This window comes from Mesorhizobium sp. M0189, assembly GCF_040322135.1.
Classification (GTDB): domain Bacteria; phylum Pseudomonadota; class Alphaproteobacteria; order Rhizobiales; family Rhizobiaceae; genus Mesorhizobium.
Window position 1 is genome coordinate 22,464 of sequence record NZ_JAMYSW010000027.1, and the last position, 20,187, is coordinate 42,650.

Genomic DNA, 20,187 nt, shown 5'->3' on the forward strand with positions numbered 1-20,187 from the left:
CGCTGGCGTTTCATGGGGAGATCGGGGAGACGGTCCGAGTCTGGTGACTGCTGTGAAAAGCAGCGACGCCTGGGATTATTCCGATAGCGATGTGGAGTGCAGGCATGCGCAGCGTTGATGAGTTCAAGCCCTTACACGGCGAGGTCGCCGAGTGGCGGCGCTACCTTCACCGGAACCCTGAACTCGACTACCGAGTGCATAACACCGCTCGGTTTGTCACGGAAAAGCTGGCCTCCTTCGGCATCAATCATATTGAGACCGGAATTGCCGAAACTGGGATTGTGGCCCTCATCCAGGGTGAAGGTGGAGAAGGCCCGACGATTGGCTTGCGTGCGGATATGGACGCATTGCCCATCCGCGAGGCATCCGGCAAGCCATGGTCTTCCGAAATTCCAGGCAAGATGCATGCCTGTGGCCATGACGGCCACACGGCGATGCTGCTCGGTGCTGCGAAACATTTGGCGGGCACCCGAAATTTCAAAGGTTCCGTAGCCTTGATCTTCCAGCCGGCGGAGGAGGGAGCCCTAGGCGGCCAGAGAATGGTCGAGGAAGGCATCATGGACCGTTTCGGCATTTCGCAGGTGTTTGGCATGCACAACATGCCCGGTATGGATATCGGCAAGTTCGGTATTTGCGATGGCCCAATTCTGGCGGCGCTAGACGAGTTCGACTTAGCTGTTGTTGGCAAGGGAGGCCATGCAGCAATGCCTCATCAGACCATTGATCCGATTATGATAGCCGGACACGTGATCGTTGGTCTTCAGTCTCTCGTATCCCGAGGCACCGACGCGCTACAATCGCTGGTCATTTCGATCACCAAGCTCCATGCCGGCGATGCCTACAATATCGTTCCCGAGCGTGTGGAGATGGCGGGAACCGTGAGGACGCTGTCGCCAGCCCTGAGGGACTTCGCCGAGGGCCGAATCCTCGCATGCGCTCAGAGTATCGCCCGTGCGTTTGGGGGGGATGTGGAACTCAACTACCGTCGCCTTGATCCGGTTACGATGAACCGAACTGAAGGTACTGAGCTGGCCGTGAAAGCCGCGTCTGGCATTGTGGGTGCGGCTTCCGTCGATGCAAAGATCAAGCCGCTCATGGGATCCGAGGATTTCGCCTACATGCTTGAAGCGCGGCCAGGCGCCTTCATTTTCATGGGCAACGGGCCCAGTGCCTCCCTCCATAATCCGTCCTATGACTTCGATGACGAAGCTCTGCCGTATGGCATCGGCTATTGGGTGAACTTGGTGGAGACTGCCCTCGCTTCCTGATCGACTAGCCGTATGCGCTGGAAGAGGTTTGGCCAATAACGAGATAAACAAAAGGGAACAAGAACATGAGAATCAATCGCAGACATCTGATGCAGGCTGGGTCGTCGGCCCTTGTATTGGGGGCTCTGGGCTCAGTTTCTTCAAAAGCTAAGGCGCAGAACCCGGGCGAATTGCGCGTTTTGGTATACGGTGGTGACGCCGGCAAGGCTGTCATGGGCGCGTATGTGAAGCCTTTTGAAGCGGAAACGGGGATCCAGGTGACTGCGGTCACCGACCAGATCGACTTCGCGCAGATTGAGCTTATGGTCACCAATAACAGCGTGTCGGCCGATGTGGCAGGCCTGCCGCAGGGATCGACGATGGCCGCTGCAGCGAAGGGGTATCTTGAGGAGATCGATTACTCGATCTTCAAGAAGGATGAACTCGACGGTCTCGTCAGTTTCGGCAAGGAAAAGTATGGCGTGGCCGCGCTGATTTATGCTTACACAATGGTCTACAACACCGAGAAGTTCCCAGCGAACAAACCACGTCCGAAAACGTGGACCGAGTTCTGGGATGCCGAAAAGTTTCCGGGTGTTCGCTCGCTCGTGTCCGGGCAGTTTGGATCGGAAGGGCCATGGGAGGAAGCGCTCCTGGCAGATGGCGTTGCTCCCAACGCTATCTATCCCATGGACATCGATCGCATATTTGCCAGTTTGGACAAAATCAAGCCCCACATCCGGAAGTGGTGGGGAACCGGCTCTGAAATCCAGCAGATCATGCACGATAAGGTTGCCGATCTCATGAACTCGTACGACGGACGCGCGAGCCTGCTTATCGATCAGGGGGCTCCGCTCGAGATTAACCGGAACCAGGCGAAGCTGACATGCGATTTCTGGATCATTCCCAGGGGCACGCCGAACAAGGCGAACGCCCAAAAGTTCGTCGAGTTCGCAAGCCGTGCCGACCGGCAGGCCGAATTCGCGAAGCTCATTCCATATGGGCCGACCAACCTCAATGCCTTTAAGTCTCTTCCGGAAGAGACAGGCCGTAAACTCGCCAGCCACCCGGACTATATTGCGAACAGCATCCCGATGAATATGAAGTGGTACGGCGAAGTGGGATCTGATGGTGTAACTAACACCGAGCGTCTGATCCAGCGTTGGAACGAGTGGATCCTTCTCTAAAGCAGCTCAAAGCGCGCTGACCGTGCGCAATACCGGCGGCTGCACCTTGGGCTTCACAAGCGGGCCGTCGGCATAACACGCGTTTCATGAAAAGGACCGGGCTGTGGATCAGCGCCTCCGGAAGCCGGGGTAGAAACTTCGTCCGGAAGAATCCATTGTGAATATTGCGTGAAAACCTGCTCGCTTACAAAGGACGAAGGATTGGAAACCAGCCAAACTTCCGCTCAAATCGAATTCCGTGACGTAACGAAGATGTACGGTCAGGTAGCTGCAGTCAGGAACCTTTCGCTGACCGTCGAGCGCGGAGAGTTCCTAACCATCCTCGGACCTAGCGGCTCGGGTAAAACCACCACATTGATGTTACTGGCCGGCTTCGAGGCTCCAAACACCGGCGACATTGTGATCGGAGGCAAGTCGGTAGCTGCCGTCCCGTCCTATCGCCGTGATCAGGGCATCGTTTTTCAGAGCTATGCGCTGTTCCCACACCTATCGGTACGGGGAAACCTCGAGTTCCCCCTTGAAATGCGCGGTGTGAAGCAAAAGGACAGGTCGGCGCGCGTCGAGCGTATATTGAACCGGGTCCATCTCGGAGATTTCGGCGACCGAATGCCTTCTCAGCTGAGTGGTGGGCAGCAGCAACGCGTGGCACTCGCCAGGGCACTTATTGCCGATCCTCCCATCCTTCTTCTTGACGAGCCGCTGGGCGCGCTCGACCGGAATCTCCGCGAACAGATGCAAGGCGAGATCAAGACCTTGCATCGGGAGTTCGGCATTACCACTGTTTGTGTCACGCATGACCAAGAAGAAGCCCTGACGCTTTCTGACCGCATCGTTGTAATGCGAGCAGGTCAAATAGAGCAGACCGATACCCCAGAATCTCTGTATGATCGGCCGGCGACGCGCTTCGTCGCGAATTTTCTCGGCGAAGCCAATTTCCTCGACGATATCGGCCTCGCGGTTGGGGCCGACGTCCCCCAATCGTCGGAAACCATTGCCATGGTCCGGCCGGAGCGCATTCGTATCTGGGCGCCAGATGCTGCTGGTCGAGGATTTGCCGACGACCGACAGGAAGTCTCTGGGACGGTTGAAGAAATGATCTACGCTGGTCCTTTGCGGAAGTACCAGGTCCGCGTTGGACATGCGCAACTGATTGTCCGAGAGCACGTTGCCGCGGGACAGCAGGTTTTCCGTAAGGGAGACGAAGTGCGACTCGATTGGTTGCGCACAGATATCCGGTTCGTCACGGCTTAGACGCGAGGAACGCAGCGCAATGCCGACACTTCGCAGACTTGGCCGGCTGCCGATCGGCCTAGGCTTGCCGGCTTTCGGCCTCCTTATGGTCGTCTTTGGCGTGCCGATCGTCATGATGTTCTTGACGAGCCTGAACGCGCCGGCGTTTTCGTTGGTCAATTATGAGGGGTTCATCAAGCAGCCCGCGAATCTGAGAGTGCTTTTTCAGACCCTTGAAATGAGCCTCGTAGCCACGGCGATTTGTGTCATCATTGGGTACCCAACCGCCTACTTTATATCGGCCGCCCCCAGGCAGGTCCGCTCGGCGCTCATTGTGCTTGTTGTTATCCCTTATCTCACCAGTCTCCTTGCTCGTACCTATGCCTGGATTGTGATCCTTGGTGACCGAGGCCTTATTAACAACCTCCTGTTGAACCACGGCTTCATCACCAGCCCGCTGCCGCTCATTTATAACAGGACAGCTGTCTACATCGGGATGGTGCACATCATGTTACCGGTGATGATCTTGCCTTTAATAAGCGTGATGCTTGGCATTGATGGATCCCTCATGGCGGCCGCCCGGAGTATGGGGGCACGTCCCTTTACCGCATTCTGGCGGGTGTTCCTCCCGCTCAGCCTTCCTGGCCTGCGCAGCGGATCACTTCTGGTTTTCGTTTTGTGCCTGGGATTTTATATTACGCCCGCCGCCCTCGGTGGGCTGCGGGATGCCATGCTGTCCACCTTTATTGCCGCGCAGGTAGCCAGCGCGTTCAACATGGCACGCGTGGCTGCTTCAGCGTTCGTGCTGCTGGCAATCGCCATACTTATGCTATCGATCATTGGATTCGATCTTACCGGAAATCCAGGAGACTTGGTGAGTGCCCGTAGCTCCCGCTGGAACCTGCGAACACTGTCGGCGTCGCTTGCGCGCTATCTGAACGAACTTAGCGTGTCAAACCGCGCAAAGCGCTGGAGGACGCAGTTGTACAAGGCGGGGGGCAAGTCACATGCTCGCTTAATCGTCGGGAAAGTGTTTGTCGCGCTGGTCCTGATTTTCCTCCTCTTTCCTGGCGTCGTTGTCATCGTCATGTCGTTCAGCGATGGTGCATTTCTAGAATTTCCCCCTTCCGGATTCTCGCTTCAGTGGTATCGAGCCTTCTTCGGAGATCCTTCTTGGAATGGCGCCCTTCTCACAAGTATGGAAATCGGCGTGGCAGTTGCCTTGATTTCGACAGTTGCCGGAACACTCGCTGCCTATGGTCTCAGCCGCACATCATCCCGTATTCGAAGCGTCCTAACTTTGGTCATGCTGACTCCGATCACTTTTCCAGTCATCGTGGTCGGCATCGCGACCTATCTCGGATTGGTCAATATGGGTCTGATCGGCACAAAGGCAGGGATGGTTCTAGCTCATAGCATCGGTGGCATAGGATACGTAGTCGTAATTGTATCGGCGACTCTGGCAAACTTCGACCGGCGACTTGAACGGGCCGCCCTGAGCATGAGGGCCAATCCCATGCAGACGTTAGCCAGAGTCACGTTGCCGCTGATCATGCCAGGGATCATCGGTGGCGCGGTGTTTGCGTTCATCCACTCATTTGATGAAGTCGTCATTTCGTCCCTTGTTAGCGGACTTTCGATCCGCACCTTGCCCCTAAAGATGTGGGAGAACATGCGGCACCAGATCGATCCGACGATCGCTGCGGTGTCGTCACTACTGGTTCTTCTTCCAGTACTTTGGTTGATCGCAATCTATGTCGTCTGGTGGCGATCCAAGCCCTCGGCTCGGGGATTGGCGGTTCCTGGAACCGCAGCTTGAATGGTGCATATTGGCAGGGATAAATGGACGAGTTGAATGCAGCTATGTTACCGCAACAGCTGAAGTGGCACTTCTTGGCCATACATTTGGTCACGCTCTTGAGCGTGCCGCAAAAACATGGGGGCGACCGGATCGCTCAATAGAGTCCGTGTGTGGGAATTGGTTCAATGGCTGATTCTGCGCACCAAAGTGGCTGCCCATGGCGGCGTGGATCATGGTTTAGGAGACGTCGATGCGTCGTTCGTAGTCGCGCACGAGGCGGCACCATCGTAAGCGGGCAGCTGAGGCCGTTCAGCGCTGGTAATTCCATGGCATGAGGGCGTCGATATCGCTGTTTGGCCAGCCATTGGCAATGCGCTCGAGGGTCAGGGTGAGCCAGGCGTGCGGATCGACCTGATTCATCTTGGCGGTGGTCAGCAGGGTGGCGATGGTGGCCCATGTCCGTCCGCCGCCGTCGCTGCCCGCGAAGAGGCTGTTCTTTCGGGTAATTGTCTGCGGCCGGATGGCGCGCTCGACGGTGTTGGAGTCGATTTCGATCCGGCCGTCAGTGAGGAAGCGCTCCAGCGCGGCACGCCGGCCGAGTGCATAGCGGATCGCCTCGGCCGGCTTCGATTTTCCCGACAGCTTGGGCAGCTCCTTTTCCCACAGCGCAAAGAGAGCGGCAACGATGACGGCGGATTTCTCCTGACGCGCAGTTATCCGTACTGCCGGGTCCTGGCCGCGTACGGCCTCCTCGGCGGCCCACAGTGGGGCCATCTGCGCCACCGTCTGCGAGGCGATAACGGAGGAGCCTGCGGCATGCAGTTCGTAGAACTTGCGCCGCACGTGCGACCAGCACGCCGCCAGCATCACGCCGTCATTGCCCCGATCGGATCGGGCCAGCCGGTTATAGGCGGCGTATCCGTCGACTTGCAGGATGCCGCGATAGCCGTCCAGATGACGGGCGACACATTCGCCGGCGCGGCTGTCCTCGAAGCGGTAGGCGACGATGGGCGGTCCACTGCCGCCAAAGGGCCGATCATCGCGGACATAGGTCCAGAGGTAGGCCGTCTTGGCCTTGCCAGATCCCGGCGCCAGCGTTGGCAGCGTGGTCTCATCGGCGAAGACCCGCTCCCCCTGCTTGATGCGAGCCAGTGCGTAATCGGCGAGCGGCTCGAGCTCGAAGCCGAGCTTGCCCATCCACTGCGCCATCTGTGACCGGTCGATCTCGACCTGATCGCGGGCATAAATCGCTTCCTGGCGGTAGAGCGGCAGGCCATCGGCGTATTTCGACACCGCGATCTGCGCCAGCAGCGCTTCGGTCGGAATGCCGCTTTCGATGATGCGGGCGGGCGCGGCTGCCTGGATGACGCCGTCCCAACCCTTGTAGGCATATTTGGGGCGACGCGTAACGATCACCCGGAACTTCGCCGGGGTGACATCGAGCCGTTCGGAGACGTCCTCGCCGATCAGGATCTTTTCCAGCGCTTCGCAGCCAGCAGGCGTTTCGGGCTCGATGACCACCTCGACCCGTTCGAGATGGGCCGCAAAGCCTTTGCGAGGACGCGGAGCGCGCTTCGCTTTCGAGCCGCCCGCAGACTTCTCCATCTGCGCTTGGATGGCCGCCACGCCGGTTTCGATCTCGTCGAAGACCAGCGCATACTGCTCCTCGCTCAGCGCACCGGCCCGCAACCTTTCGGAGCGGCTGCCGAAGCGCGCCCGCTCCAGCATCTTCACCACCGCCGTCAGTCGTGCGATCCGCTCCTCGGCGCTCTTGTTGACCAACTCGAGATGCGTATTGTGGGCTTCGAGATCGGCATTACGCTCTTCCAGACCGGCGGCTTTTTCGGCCATGGCAACAACCATCGCCTTGAGCGCGTCAACGTCGTCCGGGAGCGCGAGATCGGGTGCCGACATGGCCAAAATCAGAGCATATTCGCGGGCAATTTTCCCGCTTTTTCAGATCCCTGATTCATCATGCCGCAGGGTTTTACCCAACCGATTGCGGCCGCCTGACGGTCTCCGTTCGAACCCGTTTCCAGTCCATTCCGTCAACCAGAGCCATGAGCTGAGCATGATTGAGCTGGACCCGGTGGTGGCCGATCCGCGGCCAGCAGAACTTCGCCTCATCCAGCCGCTTGGCATAAAGACACACGCCGCTGCCGTCCCACCAGACGATCTTGATCCTGTCCGCTCTTTTGGCGCGGAATACATAAAGTGCGCCGTTGAATGGATCCGAGCCGGCATCGCGCACCAGTGCCAAAAGGCCGTCGGGACCTTTTCTAAAATCGACGGGATGACTGGCGAGCAACACCTTCACGCCAGCCGGGATCATGCCTGGCGAACCGCCCGGATAATCCGCACCAGCTGCTCCTCATTGATATCGGCACCGGCGCGAATGACCACGCCACCCAGCTCGATCTCCACCGACGCAGACGCTGTCGGCGTGACCTCGACAAAGCCGAGCCGCTCCGCATCCCTGTGTGGCGTGACCGCACCGCTCTTGATCGCCTTGCTCCGCCAGCCGAACAGCTGGGCCGGCGCCATCCCCGCCTGTCTGGCAATGGCCGATACATTCGCGCCCGGCTTCAGTGTCGCCTCGATCAGCCGCGACTTCGCTTCCGCCGACCAGCGCCGGCGCGGACGCTGCGGGCTTGCCTCCAGTCGGTTGGCAACCGCTTCAAGAACATGGAAACTTCTATCATCAGGCATAGGCGCAGACATAGAAATTGACACTGCAAGCTCCTCGGCTCCTTGCTTCAGTGTCAGTATGTCTCGCTCATCACCTCAAGCCGCGCCAGATGGGGTCAGCTTGGCGCTTACGCACCATCGTATGAGCCAGCCGAAGGTTCGCTCGACCAGCCAACGCCTGGGCAGCACCTTGAAGCCGGCCCCGGTGTCGATGCAGCGCTCCACTTCGGTTACGAAGTCGAGGAGAGCGCCCTTGTCCAGCAATTGCCTGCTATCATAGCCGCCGTCGGCGGAATCCATGGCCAGCGCTTGCGAATGGCCTCGAAGATCATCTGCGCGCCGGCGCTGTCGGAGAGTAAGCGCCAAGCTGACCCCATCTGGCGCGGCTTGAGGTGATGAGCGAGACATACTGACACTGAAGCAAGGAGCCGAGGAGCTTGCAGTGTCAATTTCTATGTCTGCGCCTATGCCTGATGATAGAAGTTTCCATGTTCTTGAAGCGGTTGCCAACCGACTGGAGGCAAGCCCGCAGCGTCCGCGCCGGCGCTGGTCGGCGGAAGCGAACTCGCGGCTGATCGAGGCGACACTGAAGCCAGGCGCGAATGTATCGGCCATTGCCAGACAAGCGGGGATGGCGCCGGCCCAGCTGTTCGGCTGGCGGAGCAAGCCGATCAAGAGCGGTGCGGTCACGCCACACAGGGATGCGGAGCGGCTCGGCTTTGTCGAGGTCACGCCGACAGCGTCTGCGTCGGTGGAGATCGAGCTGGGTGGCGTGGTCATTCGCGCCGGTGCCGATATCAATGAGGAGCAGCTGGTGCGGATTATCCGGGCGGTGCGTGTTTCAGAAATTCGCGGACACCCATTCCGCTAATTCGCGGACAGCGATTTCAGTAATTCGGGACAGTGATTCCGCTAAATCCCGGACAGTCTTCGGGGCGGATAACGGTCGGTTCTCGGGAGCGTCGTTCTGGCATTTTGCCCTCTCATCATCGGGTTGAGAGGGGCCATGCCAAGACGGAAGCAAGCGAGACGAACGACAGTGAAAGACCTACGATCCATCCTGCGCCTGACGCATGAGCAGGGCCTCTCGGTGCGAGCGGTGTCGGAACGGCTGAAGATCAGCAAGACTTCGGTTTCGACCTATCTGTTGCGGGCGCGTGAGGCTGGCATCTCGGACTGGCCGCTGCCGCCGGGCTATGACAATGACGTATTGCTTGAGCGGCTTCTGTTTCGCCGGGTTGGCCGTCCGCCACAGGATTTGGACGAGCCCGATTGGGCGATGATCTCGCGCGAGCTGAAGCGCAAGGGCGTGACGCTGACGTTGTTGTGGCAGGAATACCGCGCGGCGCACCCCGATGGTTATGGCTACACCTGGTTTTGTGACCGGTTCGGCGCTTTCCAGCGCCGGTCGAGCGCAACGTTCCGTAACCGCCACGAGGCGGGCGCGGTGATGCAGACCGACTATGCGGGCCACACCGTGCCCGTTGTCGATCCCGATACTGGCGTCATCTACCAGGCTCAGATCTTCGTTGCAGTGCTGGGCGCCTCGTCCTTCACCTTTGCCCCTGCCAGCTTCAGCCAAAAACTGCCGGACTGGATCGAGGGCCAGTGCCGGGCACTCACCTTCTTCGGCGGGGTAACTAAGGCGATCGTCTGCGACAATCTGAAGGCCGGCGTCGCCAAGGCGCTGTGGTTCGAGCCGACGCTCAACCAGACCTTCGCCGCCATGGCCGAACATTACGACACGACGATCCTGCCGACCCGCAGCCGCAAGCCGCGCGACAAGGGCAAGGTCGAGGGCGCGGTGCTGATCGTCGAGCGCTGGGTCCTGGCCCGGCTGCGCAACCGGCGCTTCTTCAGTCTCGGCGATATCAACGCTACCATTGCGGTTCTGCTGGAGGATCTCAACAACCGCCCCATGCGCCATGTCGGCAAAAGCCGCCGCGAACTGTTCGAGGAGGTCGAGCGGTCGGCTCTGGCGCCGCTGCCGCCGGCGCCGTTCGAATATGCGGAGTGGAAATCGGCCATGGTGCATCCCGACTACCATGTCGAGATCGACAGGACCTTCTACTCGGTGCCGCATGCGCTGATCGGGCGGCGCGTGGATGTGCGGCTCACCCACCGGGTGGTCGAGCTCTTCCATGATCACAAGCGCGTCGCCAGCCATGTCCGCCGCTCGCATCGCTGCGGCCATGTCACCGTCAACGAGCACATGCCCAAGGCGCACCAGCGCTATGCCAACACGACGCCGGCGAACCTGATCCGGCAGGCAGCCGGGATCGGCGCCAACACCGCCATGCTGGTCGAGCGGATGATGCGCGACCGTCCCCATCCCGAGCAGGGATACCGCTCCGCGTTTGGCATCCTCTCGCTGGCCCGTCGCTACGAGCGGGATCGGCTCGAGGCGGCCTGCGCGCGGGCGCTGACCATCAATGCGATCACCTACTCCTCCGTCAACGCCATCCTCAAATCCGGCCTCGACCGCGTGCCGCCCGCGGCCGAGCCGGTCAAGCCCACGCCATCGCACACCAACATCCGCGGCGGCTCCTATTACCAATGAAGGAAAGGAAACCAACCATGCTGACACATCCAACCCTCGACCAGATGCAGGCTCTCGGCCTTGGCGGAATGGCCGCCGCCTATCGGGACCTGGCCGACCAGAGCAACGCCGACGATCTCAGTCGCGACGAATGGCTTGGCCTGATGCTCGATCGTGAAGCCGCCATGCGTGCCGACAAGCGTCTGACCAACCGTCTCGCCGTTGCCCGGCTGCGCTTTGTCGACGCCTGCATCGAGAACATCGACTTCGCCGCGCATCGCGGGCTCGACCGGCGCAATACGCTGTCGCTGGCCCAAGGCGCCTGGCTGAAGGCGCATGAAAACCTCATCATCACCGGGCAGACCGGCACCGGAAAGACCTGGCTGGCCTGCGCCTTCGGACGTCAGGCCGCCCGGCTCGATCATTCCGTGCTCTACCTGCGCATGCCGCGTCTGTTCGAAGATCTCGCCCTGGCGCGTCTCGACGCCCCGTCTCATCGACAAGCTGGCTCGGGTGCAACTGCAACTGCTCATCCTTGACGACTGGGGCACCCACAGCCTGACCGACCAGCAGCGTCTCGATCTGCTGGAAATCTTCGAGGAACGCTATCGCCGGAAATCGACGCTGATCACCGCGCAACCGCCGATCGCCCAGTGGCATGCCATGATCGGCGAGCCGACAATCGCCGACGCCATTCTCGACCGGATCGTTCACAACGCCCATCGCGTCACCCTCGAAGGCGACAGCATGAGAAAGCAAAAAACACCGCCGCTCTTGACCGGCGCCGAAAACGGCGAAATCAATCGCAAATGAGTTCAACCAGGCAACCGGGGGCCGACCCCATCCTGCTGTCCGCGACTTAGTGAAACTGCTGTCCGCGATTTGGCGGAACGACTGTCCCGTTTTTGCGAAATGCGCAGGCGGTTCGCCAGGCATGATCCCGGCGGGCGTGAAGGTGTTGGTCGCCAGTCATCCCGTCGATTTTAGAAAAGGTCCCGACGGCCTTTTGGCACTGGTGCGCGATGGCCATCTGCGCCACCGTCTGCGAGGCGATAACGGAGGAGCCTGCGGCATGCAGTTCGTAGAACTTGCGCCGCACGTGCGACCAGCACGCCGCCAGCATCACGCCGTCATTGCCCCGATCGGATCGGGCCAGCCGGTTATAGGCGGCGTATCCGTCGACTTGCAGGATGCCGCGATAGCCGTCCAGATGACGGGCGACACATTCGCCGGCGCGGCTGTCCTCGAAGCAATAGACAACAATGGGCGGTCCACTGCCGCCGAACGGCCGATCATCGCGGACATAGGTCCACAGGTAGGCCGTCTTGGCCTTGCCAGATCCCGGCGCCAGCGTTGGCAGCGTGGTCTCATCGGCGAAGACCCGCTCCCCCTGCTTAATGCGAGCCAGTGCGTAATCGGCGAGCGGCTCGAGCTCGAAGCCGAGCTTGCCCATCCACTGCGCCATCTGTGACCGGTCGATCTCGACCTGATCGCGGGCATAGATCGCTTCCTGGCGGTAGAGCGGCAGGCCATCGGCGTATTTCGACACCGCGATCTGCGCCAGCAGCGCTTCGGTCGGAATGCCGCTTTCGATGATGCGGGCGGGCGCGGCTGCCTGGATGACGCCGTCCCAACCCTTGTAGGCATATTTGGGGCGACGCGTGACGATCACCCGGAACTTCGCCGGGGTGACATCGAGCCGTTCGGAGACGATTTACGGCGGTCGATCACGAGATGTTGGTCGCAATGCTCGACCCGGCTGGAGCTGACCGCGATCCGGGATCAGCTCGATACGCTGCTGGACGAAGCGGCGCGTTCGCAAATGACCTTGCGCGAGGCTTGGGCCTTCCTCGTTACGCGCGAGATCGCGAGGCGCGACGAGCGGCGCATCTCCATGGCAGGCAAGATCGCGCAGTTCCCGTTTGTGCGCGAACTCGACGGCTTCGACTTCGACGCGCAGCCGTCGCTGGATCAGCGCCAAATCCGGGAGCTGGCGACCTGCCGCTGGATTGCTCATGGCGACACGGTGCTGTTGCTTGGACCTCCGGGTACGGGCAAGACACATCTCGCGGTGGCTCTCTGGCGCGAGGCGATCCGGCAGAACCATAGCGTCCAGTTCGTCAAGGTGGCCACGCTCGTAGCGATGCTGGCCAAGGCCCATGACGACGGTTCACTCGAAAAGCAGCTGACGACCCTGTCGCGGCCGAAACTGTTGATCATCGACGAGCTCGGCTATCTCCCGTTGAAGCCAATGCCGCGCATCTGTTCTTCCAGCTGGTGTCGCGGCGTTATGAGCGGGGATCGATCCTGATCACCTCCAACCGCTCGGTGGGCGAATGGGGCAGCGTGTTTGGCGATCCCGTGGTGGCAACCGCGATCCTTGATCGCCTGCTTCACCATTCAACTGTGATCACCATCAGGGGGGACAGCTACAGGCTGCGCGAAAAGCGACGGTCCGGCCTTCTGCAGAAGGTCGGCTCGGTGCCCGAAACAAACGAAACAGCAAACCAATGAAGGGGTCAGTTCTTCAGTTCGCCAAAGGGGTCAATTCCTGGATTCGTTTGACACGGCCTTCTGGCACTGTCGGCAAGGCTAGTGAGGCACTCCAAGGCCGAAAGGCGGAGCAAATGGATAGGCCGAGCCGGAAACGATGACCGAAGGCCCGAACGATTGGAAGTGGCAAGTAGGACCGGCAACTCATGAGTGGAAAGCGGCAAAAGACCCAGTATTCACTGGCCCTGGAACCGAGGACCGGGGTGAAGCCCCTGTCAGCGGTCACCAAGGGGCCGAACCACGCGTGGCGAAGTCGGCACCCGAAAGCCCGGCTTGGACAGAACAGCTAATGGAGACGGTATGTAGCCGAGAGAATCTGGAAACAGCGTGGAAACGCGCGTTCGAAGCAACAAGGGCGGTCCAGGGGTGGATGGGATGACCATCGACGACGCCAAGGGCTACCTGCGTGAGCACTGGCCGAGCATTCGGTCTCGATTGCTCGAGGGAACCCATCAGCCGCAGCCGGTCAAGCGGGTCGAAATCCCCAAGCCGGACGGCGGGGTCAGAAAACTCGGCTTGCGTCGTCGACAGACTGATCCAGCAAGCCCTGCTGCAGGTCCTCCAATGAGCAGTGGGACCCGACGTTCTCAGAGCACAGCTACGGCTTCCGCCCGGGACGCTCCGCCCATCAAGCGGTAGCCCAAGCGCATTGCTACATTGCCGAGGGTTACAGCTACGCGGTTGACGTCGAGCTCGAAAGATTCTTCGACCGCGGGTTAATCATGATAGCCTGATGGCGCGCGTTGCCGCGAGGGTGTCCGATACGCGTGTGCTCAAACTCATCCGGGCATTCCTCATGCCGGGGTGATGGAGGACGGCCTGGCTAGTCCGGTGGACGAAGGGACCCCCAAGGCGGTCCGCTCTCTCGCCCATCCTAAGCAACCTCCTGCTCAACGACCTCGACAAGGAACTGGCCCGACGTGGTCTCCGCTTCTGCCGTTACGCCGAAGACTGCAACATCTATGTTCGCAGCCGCCGCGCCGGCGAACGGGTCATGGCTTCCGTAAGCCGGTTCCTGACCAAGAAGCTGCGGCTGAAGGTCAACGAGGCGAAGAGCGCGGTGGCGCGACCGGAGGAGCGGAAGTTCCTGGGGTTCAGCATCTCGAACGACGGGAGCGAGCGGCGCATCGCGCCAAAAGCTCTCGACAAGTTCAAGACGCTGATCCGGGACATGACGCGCCGGACGCGGGGATCAGTCTGCCGCAGTTGATCAAAGAGCTGAAGCCATACCTCATCGGATGGCGCGGTTACTTCGGCTTCTACCAGACCCCACGAGTGCTTACGAACTTGGAAGCGTGGATCCGCCGAAGACTACGTTTGTATCTTTGGCGGCAATGGGGGAACGGGCACAACCGCTTCAAGGAACTGCGTCGCCACGGCGTACCAAAGTTCGGAGCTGCGGTTGCCGCCGGTTCACCGACGGGATTCTGGCGCATGTCAGCACACCCGGCGGTCCAACAGGCCTGCGCAACCATTACTTCGAGTCTCTCGGTCTCCCTCGTCTTCATGTCTCTGCCCAAGCTTAATCCGATCGAACCGCCGTGGTACAGTACGGACCCGTATGCCCGGTGGTGTGGGAGGGGCGCCGTCGCGAGACGTCCCCCTATCCCGATCAATCACCGAAGTTACCTCTTGGGATCCACAAAGCCCCCGTCGCTAAAAATGTGCCAATGTAGTGCTGGTAGTTGTGTCTTACGGGGCTGAGTCAACTACACGTCTTGGTAGCTGTGACGAGCTTGAGGACAGGCTATTTTGGCTTTCGAAACGTGATTTTGCTAAAAAACGCCCAGCAGATGCCAGGGTGTGTTGGTAGCGGAGGAGGTGCTCCGTTGTCGGTTAGACATCGTGAGAGTGGTGATGATGATAGCTAATTCGGCCGAAGCCTCTGTGACAGTTCCCACTAAAGAGATTTGCGGCGAGAGCAGCGAGCCTCTTAGGCGAGCGGGATGGCCGTCGACTTCAAAGCTCAATGGCGGCCACGTCGGTAGCGAACACAATGCAAGAATGCGGGATTCTTGAAAATGGAAAGGAACGCACGATGGTCGATAAGATCTTTGATCGTAGCAATGCCGTTTACGTGAAAAACGCACCCGGTAAAGGTCGTGGCCTGTTTGCGAATATTTCTTTCAAATTGGGAGATTTAATTGAGTGTGCCCCAACATGGGAGTTTGATAATGAGGATGGAAGATTCATCGATAACACTGGTTTATTAGAGTACTACTTCGCGCGCCTGGATAAAGGACTAACATCGAATCCTCCGGCAGGGTACATTGTCTTCGGTCTCATCTCGATGGTGAATCATTCTTTTAACCCAAATGCGCAAATATTTTGGACCGATGAAGACACCGGCGCGTGGGCCAGCATCGTGGCAATAAGGGACATAAATGTGGGAGAAGAAATAACGCATCGGTATACCGATATCTCTGGTTATCCGTCTAATATAAACTTCATTGAATGAGGTCCAAAGAAGATGCGCGGCGACAGCCGCGCAATCTCGGCCTGCGTGAATCTGAAGAGATGACGGCTAGAGGTTGGCTGAGAACACCTCCACTCTGCACATCTCCGTGGGGGCGTCCACATGGGGTTCTCTGATCGCGGAGCTGACTGCAAGTTCCTTTTTGCCTTATCCAAGTTCCTGCCGGCTCTGTGGTTCTCTTCGCGGTTGACGCTGGGTCGCCGCAGTTCAGGACGCGGGTCGGAATTCGCTGCCGTCGATCCAGCGACCCGTGCCAACAGAGTGCCCGCAGTCTCGAAGAGATAGGTGCGTGTGAGCGTGTCACCGCATTTTGAGACCGACCCGTCACGATCGACTTCTCCCGATTGATACCGTCTCCGCGTCAGGCCGAAGTAGGCATCAACACCCAATGAGTGGACAAAGCGCGCTGGATCATCCACCGCCGTGACGAAGCTGACGGCCGTCAAGACGTGGTCCCTCGTCATAATGCCATCTGGCTACGTTATTGAAGCCAAGGGTCTTTTGCTCCGAACTTTGTGATGACGGGCGCCTTGAGTGCCTGACGCACACGATCAGACGCGAATCTTCGATATCCCGTCGTTTGTCCCATGGTGCGCCTTTACAATATTGCTCGATTGCTCGGCAGGAATGATGCCGACAGCAATCTGGCGAAGGACCGTCGCGGAGCTCCGATTGAGCATCCTGGCGGCTTCAGTCAACGTGACTTCGCCGCGCTCGGCCCATTCGCCATCCTGTAGACGGCGATGCCGTGCGTGTTGCGGAAGCTCCGCACACGCGACTGCGACCATCCATTCGATCGACCTGTCCGCTTTCCTGCCCGGTTGAGTAGTCCGGCAATGGCCTTGTCGGGCATCAGTCGCGCGCAGGCGTGGATTAGCTCTACTACCGTCTCCGGCTCGACGGACCACCGCGTTTGGCCCCGCCGGTTCTTTCTCACCGTCAGGCGGGTATGATCGCCGCCCTGCCAATGCAACAACAGGCCATGGCGATTGCGCCCGGCAACAATAACCGCTTCCCCGTAACGGGGATGAAATCGATAGCGGATAATCGCTTCATCCGACTGATAGCGGGCATTATGAAGTTGTTGCACCGATTCCAGGAATTGTCTCGAGCCGACGGCAGTTCATTCGAGCGATGCCAAGCATGAATCTGGCGGTCCATCTCGCTGACCTTCTCGTGCACCATCCGCAACTGGCCGACTATGGGACGAAGTGCGGCCTGCGCAAGCGGTGGAAGCAGATCAGAACCTTCACTCTCGACGAGTGCGATCAGCGTGCCGACAGCGGCAATGCCTTGGCGCGTTACGATTCCGAACTCCGCCAGGTGGCCACGGAGGGCATTCACCAGCATGGTCCGCTGGCGGATCAGAAGCTCACGGACCCGATGCAGCATCAGCACACTCTGCTGCTCTTGGCTCTTCACCGGAACGAAGCGCATCGTCGGTCGCGTCACCGCTTCGCAGATCGCCTCGGCATCCGTCGCGTCATTCTTCTGCCTCTTCACATAGGGCTTGACATACGACGCCGGCATGAGCCGAACCTCGTGACCGAGCACGGCTGGTCTGCATCAACGTGTGATCTGTCCGTGGGAAAAATCTCGAACGCTTCATTTCCTCTCTCCTCATCCGAAGAACAGGCCAAAATCAAAGCGTGGACATTTCCAGGGGAGCACGTCAGGTTCCTTTTCGCCACCTGGCTTCGCGCATCATGTCATCGAAAGCTCCACAAAGTTGTCACAAAACAACCAGGGAGAATCGGATGCGAACCCTGACGCATTGAAAGAACACAATTCTTCAATTTGGCATACCTGTTGCACTTTGAACAGCGACGGGCGATGCACCCGTTCGATGTAGTGCCCATCGAGTTTTCGAACGCTTGGCCTGCCTAAGAATCTCAGGCGGGCGGCACCAACCGCTGCGGAGGCGCCGAGCGGCACGGTGGCATTGCTGACGCTTTCGAGATCAAGACTTGCGAGGAGAAGGTTATGCGGAGCACGGGGATCGAGTTTGCCAAGTTCCGAAGCGTACATCTCAGCCAAACGCTGACGATCACGGCTCAGCTCGGGTGGAGCCACCGCAGGGAAGATTTGTCGATGCTTCTGGGCTTAGGCTGCGGCTATGTAGCAATTATGAACAACCATGTGGTTGGAACGATGTGCATGACCTGTTTTGGAGAGGTCGCAACTATCGGGCTTCTGGTTGTGGATGAAAAGATGCGTGGCCAGGGGCTGGGCAGTCACCTCATGAAGCTCGCCTTAGAAAAAGCGGGCAGGCGTGAATGCCGCCTCATAGCAACGCCTGATGGGGAAATCCTCTACCGCAAACTCGGATTTGATCAGTTGGAAGTCGTACCCACTCATGTTGGAATAGTTGAAGGCGAGGAGGACCCGGGTAGGGCTGAATGGGCAACCCGACATGATTTTGATCAAATTGCGGAGATCGATCGAAGCGCCACGGGAATAGATCGCCGGAACTTGATATCCTCCCTTTGGAAAAGGGGAGTATTCGCTGTCATACGGCACGCGGGGAAGGTAGCGGGTTATGCCGCAATGCTACGGTACGGCCGTGGCGAAGTCGCTGGGCCAGTCGTCGGAGGTAGCACCGAAGAAGCAAGGTGCTTGTTGTCCTTCCTGTTTTCACACCGGATGGGCGCATTTTTTCGGGTTGATCTTCGTCATCAGTCCGGGCTCGGGGATTGGCTGAACTCAATTGGAATTACCGAGGTCGAGAATTCCAAGGCCATGCGCCGCGGCAACATCCAGCGGGATATTGAGTCACCCTTCCGCACGTATGTGCTCGCCACAATGCAGTTCGGTTTTCCATAATTAGGAACGCTCGGATGTCAATCAGCGCCGAACTTTGCCCCTGTATCGAGTGCGGACATCCTGCACCCTGTTCACCTGCGTGCCGAGGCGATCTGCCCCCGGCGCTTTTGAAGGATCGCCTATGGGCGCCGTTTGTTCTTACGGCGAGTTGCCCGCCGCTTGTTTCCGCTAGCCTCTCATATATGGAGATTCGAGAAGGCTTTGCCCACAATCTGCGACAGTATCAACGACAAAGAGGCCATCATAGGAGCCGTTGGCTCATGAGGCCTGCGTTGACCGGACTTACATCAGGGCGCTGGAACGTGCGTGTACGGCGCCACATTCGATATGATCGACAACAGGTACTTGAAATTGAATCGGCAGTCTTGTTGGCGGACAGATGCGAAATAAATGATGCGCTGGATAGTTTGTCAGCGGTACGCGCCCTCCTCGCGTCGATCGACAGCTCGGACGACGTAGTCCCTATGGTTGCTGGTGACCTTGCCCCTCTGATCTAATCCGGTTTGAAGTTCGTTCTGGCCCATCGAGAGGACCAGGACATGAAACGTAGCCGCTTCTCTGAAGAGCAGATCATCGGAATTTTGAAGGAACATGAGGCCGAGGTATCGGTTGCGGATCTGTGCCGCAAGCACGGGGTCAGCGACGCCTCGATTTACAACTGGAAGGCCCGCTTCGGCGGGATGGATGTCTCCGAGGCTCGGCGACTGAAGGCTCTGGAGGACGAGAACACGCGGCTGAAGCGGCTTCTGGCCGACGCCATGCTCGACAATGCTGCGTTGAAGGATCTTGTGGGAAAGAAATGGTGACGCCCGCGGCCAAGCGGAAAGCTGTCGCTCGCCTGAAGGAAGGCTTCGGGATGAGCGAACGGCGGGCGTGTAAAGCCATCGGCTGCTGCCGCATGAGGTTCGCTACGAGACCAGCAGGCCGGACGACCGCGAGCTTCGCGAGCGGATGAAGGCGATCGCGCAGGAGCGTCGTCGGTTCGGCTACCGGCGTCTTCTCGTGATGCTGAGGCGGGAGGGCCTGGTCGTGAACCACAAGAAGCTGTTCCGGCTTTATCGGGAGGAGAAGCTCGCCGTTCGCCGCCGTGGCGGCCGCAAGCGGGCGATCGGGACCAGGGCGCCGATGCTGGTGCCGCTGAGGCCCGACGAGCGCTGGTCGCTCGACTTCGTATCCGACCAGCTCACCGACGGGCGCCGCTTCCGCATCATGGCCGTCGTCGACGACTGCACGAGAGAGTGCCTGGCACTCATCGTTGTCTCTCTCGGGCATGCGGGTTGCCCGCGAATTGGACCGGCTCATCACCGAGCGCGGCCGGCCGAGAATGATCGTCAGCGACAATGGCAGCGAGTTCACCTCGAACGCCATCCTCTCCTGGGCGGATCAGAATCGCGTCGAATGGCATTACATTGCCCTGCAAGGCGCTGCAGAATGGCTTTATCGAGAGCTTCAACGGCCGAGTGCGCGATGAACTGCTCAACGAGACGCTGTTACTTCGCTGGCTCAGGCACGCGTAGCCATCGCCCTGTGGCGCGCCGACTACAATCCTGTTTCATAACACCCATCTGTCTATGTCGTTGAAGTGAATAGGTTTTGCTGATCTGGATGCGATCCCGTGGGGTATTTTGGGTTTTGCCGCGCGC

Annotated in this window: 15 protein-coding genes and 6 pseudogenes; 13 read left to right on the top strand and 8 right to left on the bottom strand. The window is 59.4% G+C overall.

Annotation, left to right across the window (positions count from 1 at the left end):
• Positions 1–104 precede the first annotated feature (104 nt).
• From NKJ09_RS29735 to NKJ09_RS29750, 4 genes are all read left to right on the top strand, one after another.
• The gene (locus NKJ09_RS29735; protein WP_352764349.1) at positions 105–1,268 is read left to right on the top strand and encodes a M20 aminoacylase family protein; all 1,164 of its coding nucleotides are present in this window, start codon (positions 105–107) and stop codon (positions 1,266–1,268) included.
• A 65-nt stretch (positions 1,269–1,333) separates the two neighbouring features.
• Positions 1,334–2,434, top strand: coding sequence for an ABC transporter substrate-binding protein (locus NKJ09_RS29740; protein ID WP_352764352.1), 1,101 nt, complete (start codon positions 1,334–1,336; stop codon positions 2,432–2,434).
• Positions 2,435–2,686: 252 nt separating this feature from the next.
• Positions 2,687–3,685 carry an ABC transporter ATP-binding protein gene (locus NKJ09_RS29745; RefSeq protein ID WP_352764375.1) on the top strand — a complete coding sequence of 333 codons (999 nt, stop codon included), beginning with the start codon at positions 2,687–2,689 and terminating at the stop codon, positions 3,683–3,685.
• A 19-nt stretch (positions 3,686–3,704) separates the two neighbouring features.
• A complete protein-coding gene (locus NKJ09_RS29750) occupies positions 3,705–5,483 on the top strand; it encodes an ABC transporter permease subunit (protein WP_352764355.1) in 1,779 nt (592 codons plus the stop codon).
• Positions 5,484–5,774: 291 nt separating this feature from the next.
• Here NKJ09_RS29750 and tnpC (NKJ09_RS29755) read toward each other — a convergent pair whose 3' ends face one another.
• The 4 genes and pseudogenes from tnpC (NKJ09_RS29755) to NKJ09_RS29770 all read right to left on the bottom strand — a co-directional run.
• Positions 5,775–7,379 carry an IS66 family transposase gene (tnpC, locus tag NKJ09_RS29755; RefSeq protein WP_352764358.1) on the bottom strand — a complete coding sequence of 535 codons (1,605 nt, stop codon included), beginning with the start codon at positions 7,377–7,379 and terminating at the stop codon, positions 5,775–5,777.
• 73 nt (positions 7,380–7,452) lie between these two features.
• On the bottom strand, positions 7,453–7,797 hold the full coding sequence (tnpB, locus tag NKJ09_RS29760; RefSeq protein ID WP_352642448.1) for an IS66 family insertion sequence element accessory protein TnpB: 345 nt from the start codon (positions 7,795–7,797) through the stop codon (positions 7,453–7,455).
• On the bottom strand, positions 7,794–8,174 hold the full coding sequence (locus tag NKJ09_RS29765; protein ID WP_245274633.1) for a transposase: 381 nt from the start codon (positions 8,172–8,174) through the stop codon (positions 7,794–7,796). The genes tnpB and NKJ09_RS29765 overlap by 4 nt, the downstream gene beginning before the upstream one ends.
• 114 nt (positions 8,175–8,288) lie before the next feature.
• Positions 8,289–8,509: pseudogene (locus tag NKJ09_RS29770) on the bottom strand (transposase); the annotation flags it as partial.
• Between the two features lie 110 nt (positions 8,510–8,619).
• Here NKJ09_RS29770 and NKJ09_RS29775 point away from each other — a divergent pair.
• The 3 genes and pseudogenes from NKJ09_RS29775 to istB (NKJ09_RS29785) all read left to right on the top strand — a co-directional run bounded on the left by NKJ09_RS29775 (position 8,620) and on the right by istB (NKJ09_RS29785) (position 11,505).
• Positions 8,620–9,024: a transposase gene (locus tag NKJ09_RS29775; RefSeq protein WP_352764360.1), complete on the top strand. Its 405-nt coding sequence runs from the start codon at positions 8,620–8,622 to the stop codon at positions 9,022–9,024.
• A gap of 135 nt (positions 9,025–9,159) precedes the next feature.
• Positions 9,160–10,713 carry an IS21 family transposase gene (gene istA, locus NKJ09_RS29780; RefSeq protein ID WP_352764363.1) on the top strand — a complete coding sequence of 518 codons (1,554 nt, stop codon included), beginning with the start codon at positions 9,160–9,162 and terminating at the stop codon, positions 10,711–10,713.
• A gap of 17 nt (positions 10,714–10,730) precedes the next feature.
• Positions 10,731–11,505 (top strand): annotated as a pseudogene (gene istB / locus NKJ09_RS29785) (IS21-like element helper ATPase IstB).
• 46 nt (positions 11,506–11,551) lie between these two features.
• Here the strand turns inward: istB (NKJ09_RS29785) and tnpC (NKJ09_RS29790) are convergent.
• A pseudogene (gene tnpC, locus NKJ09_RS29790) lies at positions 11,552–12,403 on the bottom strand (IS66 family transposase); the annotation flags it as partial.
• Positions 12,404–12,426: 23 nt separating this feature from the next.
• On the opposite strand from tnpC (NKJ09_RS29790), the pseudogene istB (NKJ09_RS29795) reads away from it, so the two are divergent.
• The 4 genes and pseudogenes from istB (NKJ09_RS29795) (at position 12,427) to NKJ09_RS29810 (ending at position 15,703) form a co-directional block, all read left to right on the top strand.
• Positions 12,427–13,206 (top strand): annotated as a pseudogene (istB, locus tag NKJ09_RS29795) (IS21-like element helper ATPase IstB).
• Between the two features lie 949 nt (positions 13,207–14,155).
• Entirely contained in the window at positions 14,156–14,455 is a 300-nt protein-coding gene (locus NKJ09_RS29800) for a reverse transcriptase domain-containing protein (protein WP_352764377.1), read from the top strand.
• The gene (locus NKJ09_RS29805) at positions 14,452–14,949 is read left to right on the top strand and encodes a group II intron maturase-specific domain-containing protein (protein WP_352764366.1); all 498 of its coding nucleotides are present in this window, start codon (positions 14,452–14,454) and stop codon (positions 14,947–14,949) included. The genes NKJ09_RS29800 and NKJ09_RS29805 overlap by 4 nt, the downstream gene beginning before the upstream one ends.
• 334 nt (positions 14,950–15,283) lie before the next feature.
• Complete coding sequence (locus NKJ09_RS29810) at positions 15,284–15,703, top strand: SET domain-containing protein-lysine N-methyltransferase (protein WP_352764369.1); 420 nt, start codon at positions 15,284–15,286, stop codon at positions 15,701–15,703.
• On the opposite strand, the gene NKJ09_RS32585 is transcribed toward NKJ09_RS29810, so the two are convergent.
• From NKJ09_RS32585 to NKJ09_RS29825, 3 genes and pseudogenes are all read right to left on the bottom strand, one after another.
• Positions 15,673–16,185, bottom strand: coding sequence for a transposase (locus NKJ09_RS32585; protein ID WP_502901826.1), 513 nt, complete (start codon positions 16,183–16,185; stop codon positions 15,673–15,675). The genes NKJ09_RS29810 and NKJ09_RS32585 overlap by 31 nt on opposite strands.
• 834 nt (positions 16,186–17,019) lie before the next feature.
• Positions 17,020–17,272, bottom strand: a pseudogene (locus tag NKJ09_RS32590) (IS110 family transposase); the annotation flags it as partial.
• A gap of 153 nt (positions 17,273–17,425) precedes the next feature.
• The gene (locus NKJ09_RS29825; protein ID WP_352764370.1) at positions 17,426–17,758 is read right to left on the bottom strand and encodes a hypothetical protein; all 333 of its coding nucleotides are present in this window, start codon (positions 17,756–17,758) and stop codon (positions 17,426–17,428) included.
• A 54-nt stretch (positions 17,759–17,812) separates the two neighbouring features.
• Here NKJ09_RS29825 and NKJ09_RS29830 point away from each other — a divergent pair, with 54 nt between their 5' ends.
• Positions 17,813–18,544 carry a GNAT family N-acetyltransferase gene (locus NKJ09_RS29830; RefSeq protein WP_352764372.1) on the top strand — a complete coding sequence of 244 codons (732 nt, stop codon included), beginning with the start codon at positions 17,813–17,815 and terminating at the stop codon, positions 18,542–18,544.
• Positions 18,545–19,083: 539 nt separating this feature from the next.
• Positions 19,084–20,090 (top strand): annotated as a pseudogene (locus NKJ09_RS29835) (IS3 family transposase); the annotation flags it as partial.
• Positions 20,091–20,187 lie beyond the last annotated feature (97 nt).

Excerpts from the sequence above, each read along its gene's own strand:
- tnpB (WP_352642448.1), bottom strand. The coding sequence starts at position 7,797 with ATGATCCCGGCTGGCGTGAAGGTGTTGCTCGCCAGTCATCCCGTCGAT.
- NKJ09_RS29740 (WP_352764352.1), top strand. The coding sequence starts at position 1,334 with ATGAGAATCAATCGCAGACATCTGATGCAGGCTGGGTCGTCGGCCCTT.
- NKJ09_RS29830 (WP_352764372.1), top strand. The coding sequence starts at position 17,813 with ATGCTTCTGGGCTTAGGCTGCGGCTATGTAGCAATTATGAACAACCAT.
- NKJ09_RS29745 (WP_352764375.1), top strand. The coding sequence starts at position 2,687 with ATGTACGGTCAGGTAGCTGCAGTCAGGAACCTTTCGCTGACCGTCGAG.
- NKJ09_RS29775 (WP_352764360.1), top strand. The coding sequence starts at position 8,620 with ATGCCTGATGATAGAAGTTTCCATGTTCTTGAAGCGGTTGCCAACCGA.
- NKJ09_RS29765 (WP_245274633.1), bottom strand. The coding sequence starts at position 8,174 with ATGCCTGATGATAGAAGTTTCCATGTTCTTGAAGCGGTTGCCAACCGA.
- NKJ09_RS29750 (WP_352764355.1), top strand. The coding sequence starts at position 3,705 with ATGCCGACACTTCGCAGACTTGGCCGGCTGCCGATCGGCCTAGGCTTG.
- NKJ09_RS29735 (WP_352764349.1), top strand. The coding sequence starts at position 105 with ATGCGCAGCGTTGATGAGTTCAAGCCCTTACACGGCGAGGTCGCCGAG.
- NKJ09_RS32585 (WP_502901826.1), bottom strand. The coding sequence starts at position 16,185 with ATGACGAGGGACCACGTCTTGACGGCCGTCAGCTTCGTCACGGCGGTG.
- NKJ09_RS29810 (WP_352764369.1), top strand. The coding sequence starts at position 15,284 with ATGGTCGATAAGATCTTTGATCGTAGCAATGCCGTTTACGTGAAAAAC.
- tnpC (WP_352764358.1), bottom strand. The coding sequence starts at position 7,379 with ATGTCGGCACCCGATCTCGCGCTCCCGGACGACGTTGACGCGCTCAAG.
- istA (WP_352764363.1), top strand. The coding sequence starts at position 9,160 with ATGCCAAGACGGAAGCAAGCGAGACGAACGACAGTGAAAGACCTACGA.